This window comes from Labrys sp. LIt4, assembly GCF_017813775.1.
Classification (GTDB): domain Bacteria; phylum Pseudomonadota; class Alphaproteobacteria; order Rhizobiales; family Labraceae; genus Labrys; species Labrys okinawensis_A.
In genome coordinates, this window is record NZ_JAGIPY010000004.1 from 19,018 (window position 1) to 40,121 (window position 21,104).

Genomic DNA, 21,104 nt, shown 5'->3' on the forward strand with positions numbered 1-21,104 from the left:
ATTAACGATCAGGCTCGTGACGGCTGCGTGAAGGGTTCAGGTCTGGTGGGTGATCCTGCCGTCGCAGATCGTCGCGACCGGACGCAGGGCCGCCAGCTCGGCTGCGGGCGTCGCCTCGATATCGCCGGAAAGGACGACGATGTCGGCGAGGTAGCCGGGCTTGAGCCGGCCCTTGCGGTCTTCCATGAACTCCACCCAGGCGCCTTCGCTGGTATAGGCGCCGAGCGTCTCCGCCAGGCTGAGGCGCTGGTCGGGCATGCCTTCCTTCCAGGGCTGGCGGGTCATCGCGTCCTGGATGCAGGCCAGCGGCGACAGCGGCGAGACCGGCCAGTCCGTGGCGAAGACGATGCGGGCGCCGGCGTCCTTCAGGGTCCGCCAGGCGAAGGCGAGCGGCCAGCGCGCCTCCCCGATGCGGCTGAGATAGGGCTCCAGGGGCAGGCCTGCCGAACCGGGCGGATGCGTGGGCTGCATGGAGGCCACCGTGCCGAGTTCGGCAAACCGCCCGATATCGTCGGGATGCACCACCTCGATATGCTCGATGCGATGCCGGCTGTCGCGCGGCCCATTGGCCTTGCGGGCGGCTTCGTAGCCGTCGAGCACGATGCGCACGGCGCCGTCGCCGATGGCATGCACGGCGACCTGCAGGCCAAGCCTGTCGGCCTCGACCGCGACGCGGGCAAAATGCTCGCCCGTGAACAGCGGCTCGCCCTTCCAGCCGGGCTGGTCGGCGTAGTCGTCCACCATCACGGCGGTGCCGGATTCGGTGACGCCGTCGACGAAGACCTTGACGAAATCGCAGCGCAGCCTGTCGCTGTCGAAGCGCCGGCGCCAGCTTGCCGCCTTCGCCTCGATCATGCCGAGATCCATGAAGTTCTTCATGTGGAAGGGCATGCGCACGCGCACCGGCAGGCCATGCTCGCGCTCGATCTCCTCCAGGATCTCGAGCTGGTAGAGATTGCCGTCCATGGCCTGCACGCTGGTGAGGCCGAGCTCGGCGCAATAGGCCAGGCCCCGGCGGATCAGTGCGAGATCGGACGCCCGCTCCTCCGGCGTGACATGGTCGGGATCCCCGCCCGTGCCGATGCCCAGATGGTCGCGCCCGGCGGTGATGCCCATTTCCGCCACCGGATCGATGGCATTGGCTTCCTTGAGCTCGCCGGTGGCCAGGCCGTCCTCACCCATGACGATTTCGTTGCCCACCCCGACGTCGCGCCCCTCCAGGATGCCGGCCGCCTTCAGCGCGGCCGTGTTGGCCCAGGCGGTGTGGCGGTCTGGCGCCAGCATCAGGAAGGGCCGGTCCGGCAGGATGGCGTCGAGATGGTGGCGGCTGACCTTCTCCGTGTCGGACAGGATGGTGTAATCGGCCGACAGGCCGACGAGGAGGCCGAGATCGGGATTGGCGGCGGCATAGGCGGTGACCGCCTCCTTGAGGGCCTCGAAGCCCTTCACCCCGAACAGGGAAAGCTGGGTCAGGGAAACCGAGCCGCCGAAAATATGCATATGGGCCTCGTTGAAGCCCGGCAGCACGGTGCCGCCGCCGGCATCGATGCGCCTTGTGCCTTCCTCCGCCAGGGCCAGGATCTCGCTGTCGCTGCCCACGGCGAGCAGCCTGTTGCCGGCGACCGCCAGGGCCTGCGCGCGCGGCCGCTCCTCATCCATGGTGAGAATGCGGGCATTGTGGATGATGAGATCGGCCTGCGGCATGCGCGCCCCCGGAATTCCGCCGTTGCAAATGTGGCGGGCAAGAGAGCCTATTCCGGCAGGCCGGGCAAGCGGGCGAGAGGCCGCGCGCCTGCCGCGTTTTGGCGCATGTCTCCCCTGCACCCATCGGGACGCAGCCCGGTTGAGCACCCCGGTGGATGCCTTTATTGGTAAGAGCATTCGCGCCGTCTTGCCGATCCCGGCTGCCCCTGACTTTCCTCCATTTCGAATCGAACATTATTTGACCGACAGATCCTTTGAGAATCAGCTCCGGCATTCTGCGGGCTCCCAGGACCTCCCTCAGGAGCTTCATCCGTCGCCGGGAGAGCCTCTCATCGATGTCGAGGAGGGGCCGGAGCCCGGCGGAACGAGCATCGCGGCACACATCCTGCTCGGCGTCAGCCTGGTGCTGATTGCCGCCAATCTCAGGGCGGTATTCTCCAGCCTGTCGACGGTGCTTCCCGAGATCGTGCGCGACACCGGCCTCAATGCATTCTGGTCGAGCGTGCTGACCACGCTGCCGGTGGTCTGCCTCGGCGTCTTCTCCTTCCCGGCTCCCAATCTGGCGCGGCGCTTCTCGGCCGAGCGCGTCATCCTGGCCTGCATGCTGGTCATCGCGCTCGGTACCGGTCTGCGTGGATTTGGAAATGCTGCTTTCCTATTTCTTGGCTCCTTCCTGGCCGGCGCCGGCATCGCCATGATCAACGTGCTGCTGCCGGGTCTGGTCAAGCGCGACTTCCCCAGGCGGATCGCCTTGATGACGGGGCTCTACACCATGGCGCTGTGCGGCAGCGCGGCCGCCGCCGCGGCCTTTACCGTGCCGCTCGAAAAGGCGCTGTCGGGCAACTGGCCTGCCGCGCTGGCCCTATGGGGCGTGCCCGCATTCGCAGCCGCCCTGATCTGGGCGCCGCAAGCCCTCGGGGCAGGCCACGACCATGCGTCCGCCAGGCCGGCCGTCAAGGGGTTGTTCCGCGACAGGCTCGCCTGGAAGGTCACGCTGTTCATGGGCCTGCAATCGGCCATGGCCTATATCGTCTTCGGCTGGATGGCGCCGATGCTGCGCGATCGCGGCATGGAAGGCACCAGTGCGGGGCTTCTGGTGTCCGGCTCCGTGGTGGTGCAGATGCTGGCCTGCCTGGCGACGCCGCCCTTGGCCATGCGCGGGCGTGACCAGCGCCTGGTCTGCCTTGCGCTGCTCGCCTGCGGCGCCGTCGGCTTTGCCGCCTGCTATTGGCTGCCTTTGTCGCTCGCCTGGATCGGCGCCATCCTCTGCGGCATGGGCCAGGGCGGTCTGATCGCGGTGGCGATGACGCTGATCATCCTGCGCTCGCCCGATGCGCATGTCGCCGCCCGCCTGTCCGGCATGGCGCAGGGCTTCGGCTACATCATCGCCGGCTTCGGCCCGCTGCTTGCCGGGCTGCTGCGCGGCATCACCGGCAGCTTCGCCGCGCCGACGCTGCTGTTCATCGCCTTCGCCCTCCTCGCCGCCTGGAGCGCCCTGGAAGCCGGGCAGGACAAGGTGCTGCAGGTCGAGAGCTGAGTGTAAGTCCTTCTCCCCCTGCGGGAGAAGGTCCCGGCAGGGGGATGAGGGGTGTTGGCGCATCCCTCGTAAAAGTCGAGTTTCTCCCCTCATCCGCCCCTTCGGGGCACCTTCTCCCGCACGGGGGGAAGGCTGTCGCACTCAAGCCTGCCCGCTCGCGATCAAGCCCGACAGTGGCCGGTTCTGCCGTTCGACCTGGGCTTTCAGCGCATCCAGCGGCATCGCCTCGTCCTTGGCGAATTCGATGAACATCAGGTTGAGATTGTTGAAGAACATCTCCCCGACCGCCGCCGCGTCCACATCCGCACGCACGGCGCCGCGCTTCTGCAGGGTGAGCACCAGGCTGGAAACCTGCCCGCAGAGCCGCCGGTCGAGTTCGGTGTAACGCCGGCTGAACGGGCTGTCCGGCTGCTGGATCGACAGCGCCATCGCGACCCGCCACATCTCCTTGGAGAGATAGACCAGGGAATGGTCGTAATATTGCGCGATCAGGGCCTGCAGGGCCGCCTGTACGGTCGGCGGCGGATTGGCCACGATCCGGCGGCCGGCCTCCAGCACTTCCTCCACCTCCATGGTGACGGCGGCGAGCAGGATGTCGCCCTTGTTCTGGTAGTAATTGTAGAGCGTGCCCACCGAGACCTCGGCGAGGTCGGCGATATCCTCGATTCTGGCGCTGTCATAGCCCCCTTCGCGGAAGAGGCGGGTGGCGGCCTCGAGAATGCGCCGGTTCCTGTCCGCCTTCTGCTTTGCGCGTAATCCCGCCATGCCGCATCCTCTGAACGTATTCTAAAATTGATATTGACTTAAAAAATGAACTCACTCAATTTCTTTATTAGAGCACCATCAAGACGTGCCGCCAGCCAGAGGTATGACATGACATCGCCCGCAAGCCGCGCCCCCGCGCGCCGTCTCCTCCTCGCCTCCGTTCTCGCCGGCGCGGCCGGCCTCTCTGCCGCCGCATCCGCCCGCGCCGAGGACCAGCTCAACGCCCTCGTCTGGTGCGACCATACCGATCCGGCCCTGATCGAGCCGTTCGAGAAGGCCAACAACGTCAAGGTCAACCTGAAGACCTATGAGGGCACCGGTGCGGGCCTTTCCATCATCGCCCAGTCCCGTCCGGGCGACTGGGACGTGCTGGTGATCGACGCCATCGACGTCAAGCGCGCCGTCGACCAGAACCTCCTCGCCGAAATGCCGGCCGATGCGCTGCCGCTCGCCGATACCTTCCCGGAAGTGCGCATGGAGGCGCAGAACAGCAAGGACGGCAAGATCTACGCCGCCACCGAGAAGTTCGGCTACAACACGATCTCCTACGACAAGACCAAGGTCGACCCGAAGGACATGAAGGACCTCAGCGTGATGTGGTCCGACAAGTATAAGGGCCGTATCGCCATCTATGACTACTACATGCCGGTGATGGGCCTGGTTCAGGTCGGCCTCGGCAAGAAGACGGCCGAGCTGTCGGAGGCCGACCTGCCGGCCATCCAGGACAAGCTTGCCGCCATGAAGAAGGTTTCCAAGCAGGTCAGCGAGGTCACCGCTTCGCAGACGGCGCTGGCCACCGGCGAAGTCGACATCCTGGTCGGCGGCGGCGAATGGATCACCGCCGCGCTCGCAGCCGAAAAGCCCAATCTCGACTGGACCGTGCCGGACCAGGGTGCCGTACGCTGGGCGCAGTCCATCGGGGTGATGAAGGATTCCGCCCACAAGGACCTCGCCCTGAAATTCGTGCAGTACATTCTCAGCCCGGAAGGCCAGGCGCGCCTTGCCACCTCCTCCTGCTACTGGGCGATGCCCGCCAACAAGAAGGCCGGCGACCATCTGACCGATGCCCAGAAGACGGCGCTGCGCTGGAACGACCAGGCCGGCTATCTCGCCAAGGCCCAGCTCTATCCCGCGCCCAATGCCGAGCTCGACAAGAAGATGCAGGATGCCTGGACCGACATGATGCAGCAGTGAATTCTTTCCGGGTGCGCGGACGTAGCCGCGCAATCGGCTTTGCCGATTGTCGCGACGGCCGCTCTTGGAAGCGCTACGCTCGCGGATAGGAAGAGCGGACGGGACGTCCGCGCACCCGGGATAAGGGATCGACCATGACCGCATCCAGCCTCGAGGCGGCCGAGCGCCGCAAGGCCTGGGGCTTCGTCCTGCCGGCGCTGGGCTGGACGCTGGCCTTCTTCGTCGTCCCCTTCGCCTTCATGGCGGCGATGAGCCTGTGGTCGCTGCAGGGCGGCCAGATCATCCAGAGCTGGAACCTGAACAATTACCTCGCCTTCTTCCAGAAGGAATCCCTGCTCAAGGGCCTGGTCAATTCGCTGGAGATCACGGCGATGGTGACCGTGCTCTCCGTGCTGCTCGCCTATCCCCTCGCCTGGATCATCGCCGAGCGCGTGCCCAAGCGCTATCAGCGCCTCGCCCTCATCCTGGCCGTGCTGCCGTTCTGGACCTCCTATGTAGTGCGGTCCTATGCCTGGCTGCTGGTGCTCTCCAAGGCCGGCGTGATCAACCAGGCCCTGCCGGCGCTCGGCGTGATCGCCGAGCCGCTCGACCTCGCCTCGACGCGCACCGCCACCGTGATCGGCTTCGTGCATTTCTTCGTGATGCTGCTGACGCTGACCATCTACGCCAATCTGATCCAGCTCTCCCCGAACTATCGGCGGGCCGCGGCCGATCTCGGCGCCAACGGCCTGCAGACCTTCTGGCATGTGGTGCTGCCGCTCACTTTGCCCGGCATCATGACCGGTGCTTTCCTCACTTTCGTGCTCTGCATCGGCGACTACGTCACCCCGCAGATCCTCGGCGGCAACAATGAGCTGGTGCTGCCGCAGATCATCATGCTGCAGCTTGGGCGCCGGGCGGATCTGCCCATGGCCGCCACCCTGTCGATCGTGCTGATGGCGGTGGTGACGCTGGCCTATGTCGCCTGCGCGCGCTGGCTGAAGATCGAGAGGGCCTGAGCATGACGCGCAAGATCCTCGCCGACATTCTCAGCGGCCTCTATGCCGTCGCGATCTTCGGTTTCATCTTCCTGCCGGTGGCGGTGCTGGTGCTGTTCTCCTTCCAGGACGGCCGCCTGCCGGTGCCGCCCTTCAATGGTGCCTCGCTGCAATGGTACCGGGCGGTTTTCGCCGACGGCAAGCTGATGGCGGCCATGCTCAATTCGCTCCTGGTGGGCATCGGCTCCTCTATCGTCGCCTGCCTCCTCGGCTTCCTCGCCGCCTATGCGCTGGCGCGCTACAGGCTGCCCGGCTCGGCGCTGCAGCGCGGCCTTCTGATCGCGCCCATGACGGTGAGCTATCTCATCATCGCGCTCGGCCTGCTGACGGTACTGAACGCCCTGCATCTGCCGCTCTCGCTGTGGACCGTCGGCATCGGCCATGTGGTGATCAACCTGCCGCTCTGCTTTGCCATCATCTATTCCTCGATGGGCGACCACCACATCAACATCGAGCGGGCGGCCCGCGACCTCGGCGCCAGCGACATCAAGGTGATGGCGTTGGTCACCGCCCCGATGCTCGCTCCTTCGATCCTCGCGGCCTTCTTCCTGTCCGTCACCTTCAGCTGGGACGAGTTCATCATCGCGTTCCTGCTCTCGCGTTTCGACGTCACTCTGCCCGTCGAGATCTGGAACCTCTTGCGCTCCGGCCTCAATCCCAAGACCAACGCCATCGGTTCGCTGGTCTTCCTCATCTCCATCCTGGTGCTGGTCGTCGTCGAACTCGCCGTCTTCGGAAGGGCCAAAAAATCATGACCGCCTCGGTTTCCGTCCGCAACGCCAGCAAGACCTTCGGCGCCTTCACCGCCCTCGACGACGTCTCGCTCGAGATCGCGGCCGGCGAGTTCATCGTGCTGCTCGGACCCTCCGGCTGCGGCAAGACCACGCTGCTCTCGATCCTGGGCGGTTTCCTGACGCCGACCTCCGGGCAGGTGCTGATCGGCGGCAAGGACATGACGAACGTGCCGCCGGCGCGGCGGCCGACCACCACCATGTTCCAGGACTATGCCCTCTTCCCGCATATGCGCCTCATCGACAATGTCGGCTTCGGCCTGCGCATGCGCGGCATGGGGCGGGCGGAGCGCGACGAGAAGGCGCTCGGCTATCTCGGCCTGGTCGGCCTCGACAAGGCTGCCGCGAAGAAACCGCATGAATTGTCCGGCGGCCAGCGCCAGCGCGTCGCCCTCGCCCGGGCTCTCGCCGTCGACCCCGACGTGCTGCTGCTCGACGAACCGCTCGGGGCGCTGGATCTCAAGCTACGGCGCCAGATGCAGGACGAATTGAAGGCGATCCAGAAACGGGTCGGCACCACCTTCGTGCATGTCACCCATGACCAGGAGGAGGCGATGGCCATCGCCGACCGCATCGTGGTGATGAATTCAGGCCATGTCGAGGATGTCGGCCCGCCCGCCACGGTCTATATGCGGCCGCGCTCGCTGTTCTCGGCCGGCTTCATGGGCGAGGCCAATTTCATTGCCGGCGAGGTCGCTGATCTGCGGGGTAATCAGGCCCGCATCGACACCGCCCTCGGCAGCCTCGTGCTGCCCAGCGCCGGCTTCACCACGGGCGAGCCCCGCAGGCATGGCTCGGTGACGCTGTGCATCCGGCCGGAGCATTTCCGCCCGGAGGCAGACGAGGCAGGTCCGACAATCTCGCTGGGCGAGGCCAGGGTCACGGGCGGAGCCTTTTTCGGCACGCATTACCGCTGCCATCTCCAGCCGGCGGCCGGGCCGGCCCTGGTGGCTCATCTGCCGCAATCGGCCAGACTCTCCGAAGGCCAGTCCCTGTCGCTTGCCGTCAAGCCGGACGATGTGGTGATCTTGCCCTGACCGGAATTGGTTTTTGCTCCTTATTGTTAGGGTCGCGTAGCCCCTCACCCTTACCCTCTCCCCGTAAACGGGGCGAGGAGGCGCAGACGTCGCGATCGATCCTCAGGCCTTTCGTCTCGCCCGACCGTTGGGCGAGATGATACGGTTTTCGAACGACCGCATCGCCGAAGTCCCCCTCGCCCCGTTTACGGGGAGAGGGTAAGGGTGAGGGGCAGCGCAACGCGACGAACCAAATGCAGGAAAACGCCCGATGCAGCGGATCAGCCCCGACAAATGGTATGAGGTACGGCGTCTTGCCGACGACGTCACCGCCATCGGCGAGCCCTATATCCAGGAATTCTACCGCTGCAATATCTGGCATGTGCGCGGGCGCGACCGCGACATGCTGATCGACAGCGGCATGGGCGTCGTCTCGCTGCGCGAATGGGTGCCGCTGGTGACCGAGCGCGACCTGATCGCCGTGGCGAGCCACACCCATTTCGACCATATCGGCTGCCATCACGAGTTCGAATGCCGGGCCGTCCATGCCGCCGAGGCGGACCTCCTCGCCAATCCGACCCGGCAGAACACCCTGGCCGATCCCTATGTCACCGATGGGATCTTCGATGCCCTGCCGCCGGAGCCCTATTGCTCGGCCTGCTATGCGGTGAAGCGGGCGCCGGCGACCCGGCTTCTGGAAGACGGCGACGTCATCGACCTCGGCGACCGCGTCTTCGAGGTCATCCACACGCCGGGCCATTCGCCGGGGGGCATCGCGCTGTGGGAAGCACGCACGGCGACGCTGTTTTCCGGCGACATCCTCTATGACGGCCCGCTGATCGAGGACACCTATCACGCCAATGCGCAGGACTATGTGGCCTCGATGGAACGGCTGCTGCGCCTGCCCGTTCGCATCGTGCATGGCGGGCATTTTCCAAGCTTCGACGGCGCACGCTACCGCCAGCTCATCCGCGCCTGGCTGGAAGGCAAGGGCAGGACTGTGCCGCCGGCCTGACGCTTCATGCCACCCGCAGGATTCGGCCTGGGAAGTCGGTGAACACGCCGGCGACCCCCAAGGCAAACAGTTCCCGTGCCCGTTCGGCGGTATTCACGGTATAGGACAGCAGCGGGCGCCCGGTGGCCTTGTAGGCGGCGATGCTCTCGGGCGTCTCTTGTTCATGATCGAAATTGATGGAGGCGGCGGCCACCCTGTCGGCGATATCGGCCCAATCGGCCGGCCGCTCCCAGATCAGATAGCCGCGCGGCAGATGCGGGGCGAGATCCCGGGCCGCTTCCAGGCTTTCGACCGAGAAGGACGAGAGAACCAGCGGCGCCCCGATCGGTCCGAAGGCATCGATCGTCTTCAAGGCGATTTCGGCGGTGCGGACATCGGTGCCGGGCGAGGGCTTGATCTCGACATTGAGGCCGAGTTCCAGTTCCTTGCACAAGGCAAGCACGGACGGCAGGTCCGGAATGCGTTCGCCGGCGAAGGGGCGGCCGAACGGCGCGCCGGCATCGAGAGCCTGGAGCTCCCGCCAGGTGAGATCGATGACCGGCCCGCGGCCCGTGGTGGTGCGCTCCAGCGTATCGTCATGAATGACGACGGGCACCTCGTCCTTGCTGAGCTGCACGTCGATCTCGACCATCGCAACGCCGAAGGCCGCAGCGCAGCGGATCGATTCGAGCGTGTTCTCCGGCGCATGCGCGGCGGCGCCGCGATGCCCGATGACACGGGGGAGGGTGAGGGGCATCGCCGGTCTCCAGAAGCAGATCGAGAGGATCACAAGCTCCATGGCCCGAAGCGCCGGCAATGGCAAGGTCACGAACTTTGCTGCCCCCACCTCTTCGCGCGGAGACAGGCAGAATGATACCGGCATCCCCGCATTCGATGGAATGCGGGGATGCAATTTTGGCTCAGATTTTCGGTGAGAGACGGTCCTATGGACCATACCCGAATCCGCTGGTTCACCCCCGGGAGAACGCCAGCCTGGAATCTTGGGTCACGAGACGACTGAATGAACTCTAGCGGTACCGGATCCGCCGGGTTGAACCACCTCGGAAAGCCTACACTGCAATTCGGTCGTCAGGCCCTTGAGGCGGTTCGGAAGGGAGGCTCAGCCGGTTATTCGCTCGGCAGGCCGAGTGCGGCCGCGACGCGGCGCAGATGGGCGGGGCTGGCATTGTTGCCCAGTTCGAGGTCTTCTATCTCATCGACCGTGAGACCGCAGGTGACCGCGAGGTCCTCCCTGCTGTATCCCTTTGCTTCACGAACCTGCCTGAAGAGGTCCGCACCGACGGGCACCGAGGAGGTGCAGGTCTGGGCAAGGGTATGATCGCTTCCGGTATGGGACATGTAAATCCTCCTTGTTGAGAACCGGGGAAATGGATTTTGTATTTGTCTCCCGTCCTGGATGGTGAAGGCGGCACAACATGCCTTCCAATTAACGATTTGCCAAGTATCGGTCTGCGCGACATGTGCATTGCGAGCACACAACTGCGGGAGGGACTACTTAAGTTACTGTTTCAGCTTTGCAATATCGATCAAACACGGAAAAAGGCCTTGGAAGAACGGCGCTTTCCTTAGGTATTGCCTTTGATCAGTCTTGGTTGGAACAGAAGCGAATCAGGCATTTCGACTGACGGCGGGATGCACCCCGCCTGCCACTGCTATCGGGCGCGGATAGTGACAGCTCATGCCCGTGAGATCAAGCCTCGTTTGCAGGCGCTTCCGGCGGGGCGGATCCCGCGTTTCGGCTCGGTTGCCTGCGACGGCAAAAGAGCTTTCGAAACAAGGCGCTGGAGCCAAGGGGCTCTCACGCATGCACGCGCCTCGAGCGAGCACCGAGATAACGGCGGATGGGGACATCGTAGCAGTAATGCGCCAGCAAACTGCCGATGATCGCGACGACCGCAACGATGGGAGCCTCGACATAGAAATTCTGCGCACCGAAGAAGGAGCGGTATAGGCCGTTGATCCAGCAGAAGATCGGGAAATGCAGACAATAAAGCGGGTAGGATACCGTGCCCGCCACCGAGCAGAAGGAGGCGAGCCCGCCCGAACACTGAAGCCTGGCGCCCACGACCACCAGGGCGGGCGAGAGCAGTGCGACCCAGGTGAGCTGCACGACCCGCGGCAGTTCGGTCGGCCAGAAGAACAGGACGGCCATCGCACCGACCAGCAGCCAGAAGGTCATCGTCCATCCCCGCCACGCCGGCAACCTGTCCCGCATCTGATAAAGCACGATGCCGATGAAGAACGAGGCTCCGACACGCGGGAAGCCGGCCAGGAAGGTATTCGGGGTATCCCCACCCAGGCCGGTGACCACCAGGACGCACAGGCAGGCCAAGGCAATGGCGGCGGCGACCTTCTCCAGATTGGTGTGCCGCAGGCGCCACCACACCAGATTCGCGGTGAGTTCGAGCAGGATGGTGTATTGTGGAGCGTTCAGCGGGAAGAAGCTTGGTCCTCCGATCTCGGCGGGAGCGCTGAAGTTCGGCAGGCTGAAGGTGGAGAGCATCAGCGCATTCAGCAGTTCGGCATAGGGCACCGGCGCATGCTCGAAGGCTCCGCGGGCGACCAGGTAGGAGGCGCTGATGACGAGGGCGAGCACCGTCAGCGGCAGCAGGCGCAGCAGACGGACGCGCAGAAATTCGAAACTGTCCATGCTACGGGCCTGACCCATATAGGCATAGGACAGCACATAGCCACTCAGGCAGAAGAACAGGTCGACTGCCAGATAGCTGTTCCTGGCGATCCAGGGCACGGCCAGCCAGCTGCCGAGATGGATCAGCATCACGCAAAATGCAGCGAAGCCACGTAACCCGTCGAGCAGCAGGAAATGCGATTTGGCAGCCTGGTTGCCGGGGACCACGGAGTAACGCTGCATCCTGACCTCGTCCTGTGCGGAGCAATAAGCGTTCATGCCCGAACGCCCACTGGCTCCAACTGTTTGTTTTCACGCGTCTTTACGATTCGCGGAGCCTCCTTGAAACAGGGGAGGCTCGAGGGCCATCGGCCCTGCCGACAATGGTTATGGGGCCGCATGGGCGGGCTCGGCCAGCGTCTCGCCGCTGCCGGCTGCATTCCCATCCGACCGGCCGAGTTTCATTGCCGGCGCAAATTCCTTCCGGCTACGATCTCCACCATAACGCAAAGGAATTCTTGCACACGATTCCAATAATTGCAACATACCCTGCCAATAGCAAACCCAATGAGGTAAAACTTTATTTAGACACATGGGAAGTAGTTCGAAATTACTAAGGACGATATTTAATACATATTCAAAAATTTGTTTTATTTAGGAAATGAACATGACAATTCAATCGAAATTAACGATATGCAACGCGACCGTACCAACGGGAAACCCGAGCCGAGGCAGAAAGTCTCCACGCCGCTCCGCATGCATCCAACAAGTAATGGTGTCTCGACCCTCTGCCGCAGGCAGCGCCAAAGCTTGCGCGCTCCGTCGCGGGGGCGCGCATCCAAGAAACTGAAAAGATGCCGGTTTGCCGAATTCCCTGCAGCATCGGTCCTTATGTCGCGAATATTTGATATCGCGGACATTTGTGGCAGTCGGCATCCGCCTTTCGGCTCTGTGGCCTACAGTGTTTTCCGATTCCACTGGATCGGAAAGACGTGTCTATCTGTTGGGAATCATGAACGATATTCGATCCGGCGTGATCGGACACCGCTCTAGAAGTAACGGGCGAGATTGCGGCGTATGCGGTCCAATGGATTAACCCGATCGCCAGGGCTTTCAAAAACCTGCCCGGTTATCGTCTCATAGGCCTGAATATAGACCTTCGAGGTTTCGGCAATCAGTTCCGGAGGGATGGCAGGGATCGCTTCCTTATAGGGATCGCAGCGGGCGGCCACCCAGTTGCGCACGAAATCCTTGTCGAAGCTTTCGGGCTTTTCACCGGCAGCAAAACGCGCCGGATAGCTGGCGGCAAACCAGTACCGGCTGGAATCGGGCGTATGAATTTCATCCGCCAGGATGATGCGCCCCTCCCCGTCGGTGCCGAATTCATATTTCGTATCGGCCAGGATCAGCCCCTTCTCCCGCGCCATGGCCTGGCCGCGGGCGAACAGCGCGAGGGCATAACCGGACACTTCCTCCCATTGCCGGGGGGTGAGCAGACCCTTGGCGATGATCTCGTCGGCGGAAAGCGGCTCGTCATGCCCGCCGTCGAAAGCCTTGCTGGTGGGGGTGATGACCGCCTGCGGCAAGGCCTGGTTGTCGCGCAGCCCGTCGGGAAAGCGCGTGCCGTACATTTCGCGCTGGCCCTGCTTGTAGAGGGTCAGGATGGAAGTCCCCGTCGTGCCCGCGAGATAGCCGCGCACCACGATCTCCACCGGCAGGATCGTCAATCTCCGCCCGACCACGACATTGGGATCGGGATAGTCGAGCACATGATTGGGGCAGATGTCGCCGGTATGTTCGAACCAATAGCGTGCGGTCTGCGTCAGCACCTGCCCCTTGCCGGGAATGCTGGCGATCGCTCTGTCGAAGGCGCTCAGGCGGTCCGTGGCGATGATGATGCGGCGCCCATCGGCAAGATCATAGTTCTCCCTGACCTTGCCGCGATAGTAATTCGGCAATTCCGGAATGAAGGCATCTTGCAGAGCGGCAATATTTGGCATGGGAAGACCGTGTCGAGGCATGGGAAAGCCGCTTATGACATGGCCAGCCCGTCATGTCACACCCGCAGGCCGCTCCGGGCGATTCCCGGACGTCGGGGCCAAGAGGCGATTCCAGGGTTCAATTCGCCCCGGAGTTCTGCTATTATCATGGGCAACGGATCGCGGGGAAACGGATCCGTTTCGATGACTGAGCCCATAGACTCAGCCAGGACAGGTCAGACCAGTCCATGAGGCCTCAGGCCTATCGAACGCCGGATGACTAGGCGCGACTTTGGCGGCTTCAGAGCAAACCGCCCCTTTCCTTCCTCCTCCCCGCCATCCTTGCATTCGCTAGAGCAAAGCGCGTTCAAGCGTGAACGCTTATTTGCTCTAACTCATTGTTATGACGCGTCTTTCCGATTCTAGGTGACTCCGTCTAATCGCAAAACGCTATAGGTTTGCCCGCCGCGCGGTCCGTTCCCACGCCGGCGGCTGCCGCTCGCACCAGCCATTGGCGGCCGTCCCGCAAAACTCACCCGCCGTCATTTTCCATCACGCAGGCCCGCCGTTGGAGACCTGCAGCCAGTCTCCGTTCAACCAAAGGAGCCCGAGACGATGATCTCAGCCGCCTATTGCCGCCTCATGGCAAGGTACAACACCTGGCAGAACACCTCCCTGGTCACGGCCGCCGATGGGCTCACCCATCAGGATCGCTGGAAGGACCGCGGCGCCTTCTTCCGATCGATCGCAGCGACGTTGAACCATCTCTACTGGGCCGATGCCCTGATCCTGCAGCGCTTGAAGGGAAATGAGCGCCCGGAGGACCACATCGAGCACTCGCTCACGAGCCCATCGGATTGGGACGAGTTCAAGACGCTCCGTTCGCGCCGTGACGAAGAGATCGAGGCGTGGGCAGCCCGGCTGCTCGACGCGGATCTCGCCGGCATGGTCGCCTGGCGTCCCGGTGAAGGTTCAACGCGGGTCGAGAAGCCAAGGGCTCTGTGCGTCATGCAACTCTTCAACCATCAGACCCACCACCGCGGCCAGATCCACGCGATGCTGACGGCAACAGGGACGCTGCCGGGGCCGACCGACCTCGAGATGCTGCCATAGCCAACCGGCCCGCGCCGCAGCCGGGCGTCCGGTCCAGGGTGAAGATCCGCTTCCCCGGCGGAGCGGACCTCGACTTTTCGAGAAATTGCGCCGGGCTCGCGGCTCAGGCGTCGACCTGGGCCGTCAGCGCATTGTCCTGGATGAATTCGCGGCGCGGCTCGACGATGTCGCCCATCAGCTTGGTGAAGATGTCTTCGGCCTCGACCACTTCCTTGACCTGCACCTTGAGCAGGGAACGGACATTGCGGTCGAGCGTGGTCTCCCAGAGCTGGTCGGGATTCATCTCGCCGAGGCCCTTGTAGCGCTGGAGCGACAGACCCTTGCGGGCAGCGTTGGTCAGCGTCTCGAACAAGGCAACGGGGCCGTGGATCTCGGTCTCCTCGCCGCGGCGGGTAAGGCTGGCAGGAACCCCATAGACCTCGCGCTGCGCCGTTGCACGCTCATCGAGAAGGCGGGCATCGACGGTGGCGAGCAATTGGGCATCGAGCGTATGGGCTTCCTTGACGCCGCGCACCATGCGCTCGAAGACGTAGCCGCCCTTGTCGACCCGGCCGGTCCAGCCGCGTTCGAATTCCTCGGCGATGGCATCGAGGCGCCGCGCCGTCTCCTCGGCGGCCTGCTGGGCCTGCTCGGGATCGGCGACCACCCCGATATTCAGTGCGCCGGCGATGGCCGCCTGTTCCACGACCACGCGATCATAGCGGCTGTGGAGCTGCCCCAGCAGCGTGCGGATGGCGCGGGCATCGGTGATGACGGCGCGCAGGTCCTGGCCGGCGCGTTCCTCGCCGCCGCCGAGCCGGAGGACAGCACCCTCGACGCCGGTATCGATCAGATAGTCCTCGAGTGCCCGCTCGTCCTTGAGATATTGCTCGGACTTGCCACGCGATACCTTATAGAGCGGCGGCTGGGCGATATAGACGTGGCCGCGATCGATGATCTCGCGCATCTGGCGGAAGAAGAAGGTCAGCAACAGCGTGCGGATATGGCTGCCGTCGACGTCGGCGTCCGTCATGATGATGATCTTGTGGTAGCGCAGCTTGTCCGGATTGAACTCCTCCGAGCCGATGCCGGTGCCGAGCGCGGTGATCAGCGTGCCGATCTGTTCCGACGACAGCATCTTGTCGAAGCGGGCGCGCTCGACATTGAGGATCTTGCCGCGCAGCGGCAGCACGGCCTGGTATTCGCGGGCACGGCCCTGCTTGGCCGAGCCGCCGGCGGAGTCACCCTCGACGATGAAGAGCTCGGCCTTGGCCGGATCGCGCTCCTGGCAATCGGCGAGCTTGCCGGGCAGGGAGGCGACGTCGAGCACGCCCTTGCGGCGGGTGAGTTCGCGGGCGCGGCGCGCCGCTTCGCGGGCGGCGGCGGCTTCGGCCACCTTGCCCACGATGGTCTTGGCTTCGGCCGGATGCTCCTCGAACCAGGTCGACAGCGCTTCGTTCATGGCGCTCTCGACCACCGGGCGCACCTCGGAGGAGACCAGCTTGTCCTTGGTCTGCGACGAGAATTTCGGATCGGGCACCTTCACCGAGAGCACGCAGGTCAGGCCCTCGCGGCAATCGTCGCCCGTCATCTCCACCTTCTCCTTCTTGGAGATGCCGGAGGACTGGGCATAGGAGGTGACCTGGCGGGTCAGCGCGGCGCGCAGCCCGGCGAGATGGGTGCCGCCGTCGCGCTGGGGGATGTTGTTGGTGAAGCACAGCACCGTCTCGTGATAGCTGTCGTTCCACCACATCGCCGCCTCGACGCCGATGCCGTCGCGCTCGACCTTCACATAGATCGGCGCCGGCACCAGGGCGGTCTTGGAGCGGTCGAGATAGCGCACGAAGGCGTCGAGGCCGCCTTCATACATCAGCTCCTCGCTCTTCTCCCCGCCATGGCGGCGATCCGTCAGCACGATGCGCACGCCGGAATTGAGGAAGGCGAGCTCGCGCAGGCGCCGCTCCAGCGTGGCATAGTCGAATTCGGTCTTGGTGAAGGTTTCGGTCGACGGCAGGAAGGTCACCTCCGTGCCGCGCTTGTCGCCGGCCGGTCCCACCATCTTGAGCGGCGCATCGGCATCGCCATGGCTGAAACTCATGACGTGCTCGCCGCCGTCGCGCCAGATGCGCAAGGTGAGCTTGGAGGAGAGAGCGTTGACCACGGATACGCCGACGCCATGCAGGCCGCCCGAGACCTTGTAGGAATTCTGGTCGAACTTTCCGCCGGCATGAAGCTGGGTCATGATCACTTCGGCCGCCGACACCCCCTCTTCGGGATGGATGGCGGTGGGGATGCCGCGGCCATTGTCGGTGACGGTGACCGAGCCATCGGGGTTCAGCGTCACCGTGACGATGTCGGCATGGCCCGCCAGCGCCTCGTCGATGGCATTGTCGACGACCTCATAGACCATGTGATGCAGGCCCGAGCCGTCATCCGTGTCGCCGATATACATGCCGGGGCGCTTGCGCACGGCATCCAGGCCCTTGAGCACCTTGATGCTGTCGGCGCCGTAGTCATTTTCGGGCGTTTCGGACAAAGCGGGTTCAGCCATTGAGCAACTCATTCCTTGATTCGGAAGGAAATATAGGGATTCCCGTGCCGAATTTCATGCCAAAACGGCACATTTTTGTGATTTATCAGATATTTATCGGTGGATGACGGCGATCTTTCATCGCGTGGCGATCGTCACCGCCGTGCCGGCGATGATGGTGCCGCAACTCCTTGCCAGAAGCCGCATGGCACGCGGGCTGGTCAACAGGGAGCGAGCCCGGCCGGCCAGGACGATGTAGAAGCCGAACACGGAGGCGAGCACCGCTTCGGTGACGATGGCAAGCTCGACGAAGCTTGCCGGGGAGAGACGGCCGAGATCGATCAGGTTGGGCAGAAGGGCGGTGTAGAACACCATCACCTTGGGATTGCCGAGCGTGATCGACAGGCCGCCGAGGAAACTGCGCCAGCCGCCTTCGCGGCTTGCATCGCGCTCGACGACCTGGGCGAGGTTCGCCGTCGTCCATAATTTCCAGGCCAGATAGAGCAGATAGGCAACGCCCGCATATTTGATCGCCAGGAAGACGCCCGAAAAGCTCTGCGCCAGCACGGCCAGGCCCGCCGCGGCGAAACCGAGCCAGACCAGATCGCCAAGGGCGATACCGACGGCAAAGCCCAGGCTCTCCCGCACGCCCCTGCCGAGCACGCGCGCCACCAGCGCCGCGACGCCCGGCCCCGGCAGAGCCGCGGCCACGAACAGCGCGCCGGCATAGACGGCGAGAGCGGTGGGATCGAGCATGGAAAGGCTCCGGTGGGAGGCCTTTATAGCCGGTCGCGGCCGGAGTGGGAAGCTTTGCGCGCACTGTCCCTGCATGCTGGCCTCGACAGGCTAATGGCCACAAGATTGCTTGAAAGGTACTATACGTCGTATATACGTTGTATAGTATCGTTTAGATATCGAGAGGTCCGGCATGTCGAAGGAGACCATGTTCACGCTGAAGCTGGAGCCCGAGCTTCGCAACGCCTTCATGGCCGAGGCTGAAGCCGCCCATCGTCCGGCCTCGCAGGTCGTTCGCGAATTGATGCGCGAGTTCATTGAGCGCCAGCAGCAGGCCCGAGAGCATGACGCTTGGTTTCGCTCCGAGGTGGCGCAAGCCATGCGAGAGGCGGACGACCCGAGCGTGGCACGCATCTCGCAGGACGAGGTATCGAACAACTGGCGGCGCCAGCGAGCGCAATTAGTCGAGCGCGCCGGTGGAAAATCCCGATGAGAATAGAATGGCTGCCGATTGCGGAGCAAAATCGAGAAAGCCAATTGGCTTTCATCGCCGAACGCAATCTTTGGGCCGCCATTGACATGGGCGATGCCATCGAAGTTGCCGTTCTGCGGCTCGCTGATCACCCTCGCCTGGGAAGGCCGGGTCGCGTCCCCGGTACTCGGGAATTGGTGGTGGGCGGCACGCCCTTTATCGCTGCCTACGGAATCGAAGGCGATGTCGTTGTCATTCTCCGCCTTCTCCATGGCGCGCAGCGCCGGCCTTCCGCTCTTTGACAGGGTTGCCTTTACCCTGCGCGTTTTCCGGAATGGGCTTATTCGACCATCGACTGTGCGATCTTGGTTTCGGCTTCTCCCACCGCTTCAGGCGTGCCGACATGCAGCCAGATACCGTCGAGGCGGCGGCCGAACAGCCGCCCCTTGGTCTCGGCCGCATCGAACAGGCGGTTCAGGGAGAAGATCTCGCGGGTCCCCTCGAACAATTCCGGCTTGATCAGCAGCACGCCGGCATAGGCGAAGGGCGCGGTCTCGTTCTCCCGCCGGCGGGAGAGCAGGCCGGCGCTGTCGAGATGATAATCGCCCCGCCCGTCGAAGCCGACGCTGGTCGCCGTCGCGGCCACCAGCATGAGAATGTCCATGCGTTCGGGATCCCAGGCCGCCTCGAGGGCCTCGAGATTGTTCTGCGGGCCCTCGATCCAGAAGCTGTCGCAATTGCAGACGATGAAGGGCGCCTTGCCGAGCAGGGGCAGGGCCTTGCGCACGCCGCCGCCGGAATCCAGAAGGCCCGCCCGCTCGTCGGAGATCAGGATCTTCGGGTGCTGCCGACCAGCAAGATGGGCTTCCATCTGCTCGGCGAGATAGTGAACGTTCACCACGGCCTTTTCGACGCCGGACGCGGCAAGGCGATCGAGCACATGATCGATCAGCGGCTTGCCGGCGATCTCGATCAGCGGCTTGGGGCGGATATCGGTGAGGGGACGCATGCGCTTGCCAAGGCCGGCGGCCAGCAGCATGGCGGTCGAAAAGGGGCGGCTCATGATACTCTGGCTTCCATCGCGAAGACGAAGGTCTCGAACCATTCCCTGAGGTCGGCCAGGGTGGGATGGGCCAAAGCGCGATCGAGATAGGCGCGAATGCGCGGAATATGCTTGAGATAAGCAGGCTTGCCGTCGCGCTTGTCGAGCCGGGCGAACAGGCCGAGCAGCTTGGTGTTGCGCTGGGCCGCCATCACCGCATAGGCCCGCGCGAAGCCGGCGGGATCGAAGGCGGCATCGGCGCTGCGGCGGGCCTTCACATAGCGCGTCAGGAGCTGGAGTTCGAGTTCCTGATCCACCGTCACCCGCGCATCGAGGCAGAGCGAGGCCACGTCATAGGCCGGCGGACCGATCATCGCGTCCTGGAAGTCAAGCAGGCCGATGCGCTTGATGCCCTCGCGCTGGGGCAGCCACATCAGGTTCGGCGAGTGGACGTCACGCAGCAGCCAGCTCTGCTCACCCTTGACGACGGGCGCGAGCGCCGCGCGCCAGAGCGCGGTGAAATGGTCGCGATTGCGCTGCGACAGTTGAGGCGCGCCGATCATCGGCATGTACCATTCGATCAGCAGCTCGACCTCGATATCGAGGGCGCCATGGTCGAAGGGCGGGATCTTGTGATTGATGGCGGAAGCCACGGGCAGCGTATCCGGCAGATCCATGCCGTGCAGGCGGGCGAGCAGGTCGATGGCCACGCCGTAGCGCTCGGGCACCGGCTTGCCGCCCTCGGCGATGAAGTCCGTGCCGAAATCCTCCAGCAGCAGCAGGCCGTGCAGCAGATCTTCCTTGAGGATCTGCGGCGCCGAGAAGCCGCGTTCCGACAGGCCCTTCGCCATCGCCACGAAGGGCTTCACATCCTGGGAGATATGGGCGATCTGGCTGTAGGTCTTGCCGTAGCGCACCGGGGTGCGGTCGGTACGGGCCGGCGAATTCATCAGGATCACGGTATTCTGCCCGCGCCTCAACCGGGCATAGGAGCGGGTCGAGGCATCGCCCTGGACATGCTCGCGCGATGCATCCTGCCAGCCGGCATGGCGCAGGAAATCGCCGGTCTGGGAAAAGCGGCGCAGGCGGGACGACCAGTCGCCCGTCCCCGTCAGCGTCGCGCGCCGCGCGGTCTCGCTGCGGCCGGCATGCACGAAACGGATGTCGAGCCGGTCGGCCGGAAGCGTCTCGCCCGCCTTCTCCGGCCATTCGACCAGCACCAGCGCGCCGTCGGGCGCCTCGTCCCAGCCCAATTCGTCGAGCTCGCTGGCATGGCCGATGCGATAGAGATCGGCATGCACGATCGGAAAAGTCGGCGTGTCGTAGAGCTGGATCAGCGTGAAGGTGGGGCTGGAGACTTCCAGCTCCGGATCCTCGGCGATCTCGCGGATCAGGGCGCGGGCAAAGGCGGTCTTGCCGGCACCGAGATCGCCCGAGAGGGTAACGAGATCACCGGCCCGCAGCGTAGCCGCCAAGTCACGGGCCAGCAGCTCGGTCGCCGCTTCGCTCGGCAGGTCGACGGTCCATTGGTGGGTCAGGAGATCGGTCAATGGGCTGGGCCTTCAG

At 64.2% G+C, this 21,104-nt stretch carries 19 protein-coding genes; 9 read left to right on the plus strand and 10 right to left on the minus strand.

The genetic code is table 11. From position 1 onward, the window contains the following. Positions 1–36: 36 nt before the first annotated feature. Positions 37–1,704 carry an amidohydrolase gene (locus J8I29_RS08470; RefSeq protein ID WP_209431321.1) on the minus strand — a complete coding sequence of 556 codons (1,668 nt, stop codon included), beginning with the start codon at positions 1,702–1,704 and terminating at the stop codon, positions 37–39. A gap of 238 nt (positions 1,705–1,942) precedes the next feature. Here J8I29_RS08470 and J8I29_RS08475 point away from each other — a divergent pair, with 238 nt between their 5' ends. After that, on the plus strand, positions 1,943–3,241 hold the full coding sequence (locus J8I29_RS08475; RefSeq protein WP_245196812.1) for an MFS transporter: 1,299 nt from the start codon (positions 1,943–1,945) through the stop codon (positions 3,239–3,241). 141 nt (positions 3,242–3,382) lie between these two features. On the opposite strand, the gene J8I29_RS08480 is transcribed toward J8I29_RS08475, so the two are convergent. Next, complete coding sequence (locus J8I29_RS08480; RefSeq protein WP_105860824.1) at positions 3,383–4,006, minus strand: TetR/AcrR family transcriptional regulator; 624 nt, start codon at positions 4,004–4,006, stop codon at positions 3,383–3,385. Positions 4,007–4,114: 108 nt separating this feature from the next. On the opposite strand from J8I29_RS08480, the gene J8I29_RS08485 reads away from it, so the two are divergent. From J8I29_RS08485 to J8I29_RS08505, 5 genes are all read left to right on the plus strand, one after another. Further along, positions 4,115–5,200 (plus strand): spermidine/putrescine ABC transporter substrate-binding protein, encoded by a 1,086-nt coding sequence (locus tag J8I29_RS08485; RefSeq protein ID WP_105860825.1) that lies wholly within the window; start codon positions 4,115–4,117, stop codon positions 5,198–5,200. Between the two features lie 134 nt (positions 5,201–5,334). Then, positions 5,335–6,198, plus strand: coding sequence for an ABC transporter permease (locus tag J8I29_RS08490; RefSeq protein WP_209431323.1), 864 nt, complete (start codon positions 5,335–5,337; stop codon positions 6,196–6,198). Positions 6,199–6,200: 2 nt separating this feature from the next. Continuing rightward, the gene (locus J8I29_RS08495; RefSeq protein ID WP_209431324.1) at positions 6,201–6,992 is read left to right on the plus strand and encodes an ABC transporter permease; all 792 of its coding nucleotides are present in this window, start codon (positions 6,201–6,203) and stop codon (positions 6,990–6,992) included. Next, the gene (locus J8I29_RS30390; RefSeq protein WP_209431325.1) at positions 6,989–8,065 is read left to right on the plus strand and encodes an ABC transporter ATP-binding protein; all 1,077 of its coding nucleotides are present in this window, start codon (positions 6,989–6,991) and stop codon (positions 8,063–8,065) included. Before J8I29_RS08495 ends, J8I29_RS30390 begins: the two co-directional genes overlap by 4 nt. A gap of 250 nt (positions 8,066–8,315) precedes the next feature. Beyond that, positions 8,316–9,059 (plus strand): MBL fold metallo-hydrolase, encoded by a 744-nt coding sequence (locus J8I29_RS08505; protein ID WP_209431326.1) that lies wholly within the window; start codon positions 8,316–8,318, stop codon positions 9,057–9,059. A gap of 4 nt (positions 9,060–9,063) precedes the next feature. Here J8I29_RS08505 and J8I29_RS08510 read toward each other — a convergent pair whose 3' ends face one another. The 4 genes from J8I29_RS08510 to J8I29_RS08525 form a co-directional block, all read right to left on the minus strand. Then, positions 9,064–9,795 (minus strand): glycerophosphoryl diester phosphodiesterase, encoded by a 732-nt coding sequence (locus J8I29_RS08510; protein ID WP_105861311.1) that lies wholly within the window; start codon positions 9,793–9,795, stop codon positions 9,064–9,066. A gap of 371 nt (positions 9,796–10,166) precedes the next feature. Continuing rightward, positions 10,167–10,397: a helix-turn-helix transcriptional regulator gene (locus J8I29_RS08515; protein WP_105860830.1), complete on the minus strand. Its 231-nt coding sequence runs from the start codon at positions 10,395–10,397 to the stop codon at positions 10,167–10,169. A 460-nt stretch (positions 10,398–10,857) separates the two neighbouring features. Further along, positions 10,858–11,931, minus strand: coding sequence for an acyltransferase (locus J8I29_RS08520; RefSeq protein ID WP_209431327.1), 1,074 nt, complete (start codon positions 11,929–11,931; stop codon positions 10,858–10,860). Between the two features lie 806 nt (positions 11,932–12,737). After that, positions 12,738–13,688 carry a phosphoribosylaminoimidazolesuccinocarboxamide synthase gene (locus J8I29_RS08525; protein WP_209431328.1) on the minus strand — a complete coding sequence of 317 codons (951 nt, stop codon included), beginning with the start codon at positions 13,686–13,688 and terminating at the stop codon, positions 12,738–12,740. 594 nt (positions 13,689–14,282) lie between these two features. On the opposite strand from J8I29_RS08525, the gene J8I29_RS08530 reads away from it, so the two are divergent. Beyond that, a complete protein-coding gene (locus tag J8I29_RS08530; protein WP_209431329.1) occupies positions 14,283–14,780 on the plus strand; it encodes a DinB family protein in 498 nt (165 codons plus the stop codon). A 103-nt stretch (positions 14,781–14,883) separates the two neighbouring features. Here J8I29_RS08530 and gyrB read toward each other — a convergent pair whose 3' ends face one another. Both gyrB and J8I29_RS08540 read right to left on the minus strand, forming a co-directional pair. Next, the gene (gyrB, locus tag J8I29_RS08535; RefSeq protein WP_105860834.1) at positions 14,884–17,310 is read right to left on the minus strand and encodes a DNA topoisomerase (ATP-hydrolyzing) subunit B; all 2,427 of its coding nucleotides are present in this window, start codon (positions 17,308–17,310) and stop codon (positions 14,884–14,886) included. Between the two features lie 117 nt (positions 17,311–17,427). Continuing rightward, a complete protein-coding gene (locus tag J8I29_RS08540) occupies positions 17,428–18,045 on the minus strand; it encodes a LysE family translocator (protein ID WP_209431330.1) in 618 nt (205 codons plus the stop codon). Between the two features lie 172 nt (positions 18,046–18,217). Between J8I29_RS08540 and J8I29_RS08545 the strand changes: the two genes are divergently transcribed. Together J8I29_RS08545 and J8I29_RS08550 are read left to right on the plus strand one after the other, a co-directional pair. Further along, entirely contained in the window at positions 18,218–18,517 is a 300-nt protein-coding gene (locus J8I29_RS08545) for an antitoxin of toxin-antitoxin stability system (protein WP_105860836.1), read from the plus strand. Beyond that, on the plus strand, positions 18,514–18,798 hold the full coding sequence (locus J8I29_RS08550) for a type II toxin-antitoxin system RelE/ParE family toxin (protein WP_209431331.1): 285 nt from the start codon (positions 18,514–18,516) through the stop codon (positions 18,796–18,798). Before J8I29_RS08545 ends, J8I29_RS08550 begins: the two co-directional genes overlap by 4 nt. A 38-nt stretch (positions 18,799–18,836) precedes the next feature. Here J8I29_RS08550 and J8I29_RS08555 read toward each other — a convergent pair whose 3' ends face one another. Beyond that, complete coding sequence (locus J8I29_RS08555; RefSeq protein WP_209431332.1) at positions 18,837–19,559, minus strand: nucleotidyltransferase family protein; 723 nt, start codon at positions 19,557–19,559, stop codon at positions 18,837–18,839. Beyond that, entirely contained in the window at positions 19,556–21,088 is a 1,533-nt protein-coding gene (gene tsaE, locus J8I29_RS08560) for a tRNA (adenosine(37)-N6)-threonylcarbamoyltransferase complex ATPase subunit type 1 TsaE (RefSeq protein ID WP_105860839.1), read from the minus strand. The genes J8I29_RS08555 and tsaE overlap by 4 nt, the downstream gene beginning before the upstream one ends. Between the last annotated feature and the right edge of the window lie 16 nt (positions 21,089–21,104).

Excerpts from the sequence above, each read along its gene's own strand:
- J8I29_RS08470 (WP_209431321.1), bottom strand. The coding sequence starts at position 1,704 with ATGCCGCAGGCCGATCTCATCATCCACAATGCCCGCATTCTCACCATG.
- J8I29_RS08480 (WP_105860824.1), bottom strand. The coding sequence starts at position 4,006 with ATGGCGGGATTACGCGCAAAGCAGAAGGCGGACAGGAACCGGCGCATT.
- J8I29_RS08485 (WP_105860825.1), top strand. The coding sequence starts at position 4,115 with ATGACATCGCCCGCAAGCCGCGCCCCCGCGCGCCGTCTCCTCCTCGCC.
- J8I29_RS08490 (WP_209431323.1), top strand. The coding sequence starts at position 5,335 with ATGACCGCATCCAGCCTCGAGGCGGCCGAGCGCCGCAAGGCCTGGGGC.
- J8I29_RS08495 (WP_209431324.1), top strand. The coding sequence starts at position 6,201 with ATGACGCGCAAGATCCTCGCCGACATTCTCAGCGGCCTCTATGCCGTC.
- J8I29_RS30390 (WP_209431325.1), top strand. The coding sequence starts at position 6,989 with ATGACCGCCTCGGTTTCCGTCCGCAACGCCAGCAAGACCTTCGGCGCC.
- J8I29_RS08505 (WP_209431326.1), top strand. The coding sequence starts at position 8,316 with ATGCAGCGGATCAGCCCCGACAAATGGTATGAGGTACGGCGTCTTGCC.
- J8I29_RS08510 (WP_105861311.1), bottom strand. The coding sequence starts at position 9,795 with ATGCCCCTCACCCTCCCCCGTGTCATCGGGCATCGCGGCGCCGCCGCG.
- J8I29_RS08515 (WP_105860830.1), bottom strand. The coding sequence starts at position 10,397 with ATGTCCCATACCGGAAGCGATCATACCCTTGCCCAGACCTGCACCTCC.
- J8I29_RS08520 (WP_209431327.1), bottom strand. The coding sequence starts at position 11,931 with ATGCAGCGTTACTCCGTGGTCCCCGGCAACCAGGCTGCCAAATCGCAT.
- J8I29_RS08525 (WP_209431328.1), bottom strand. The coding sequence starts at position 13,688 with ATGCCAAATATTGCCGCTCTGCAAGATGCCTTCATTCCGGAATTGCCG.
- J8I29_RS08530 (WP_209431329.1), top strand. The coding sequence starts at position 14,283 with ATGATCTCAGCCGCCTATTGCCGCCTCATGGCAAGGTACAACACCTGG.
- gyrB (WP_105860834.1), bottom strand. The coding sequence starts at position 17,310 with ATGGCTGAACCCGCTTTGTCCGAAACGCCCGAAAATGACTACGGCGCC.
- J8I29_RS08540 (WP_209431330.1), bottom strand. The coding sequence starts at position 18,045 with ATGCTCGATCCCACCGCTCTCGCCGTCTATGCCGGCGCGCTGTTCGTG.
- J8I29_RS08545 (WP_105860836.1), top strand. The coding sequence starts at position 18,218 with ATGTCGAAGGAGACCATGTTCACGCTGAAGCTGGAGCCCGAGCTTCGC.
- J8I29_RS08550 (WP_209431331.1), top strand. The coding sequence starts at position 18,514 with ATGAGAATAGAATGGCTGCCGATTGCGGAGCAAAATCGAGAAAGCCAA.
- J8I29_RS08555 (WP_209431332.1), bottom strand. The coding sequence starts at position 19,559 with ATGAGCCGCCCCTTTTCGACCGCCATGCTGCTGGCCGCCGGCCTTGGC.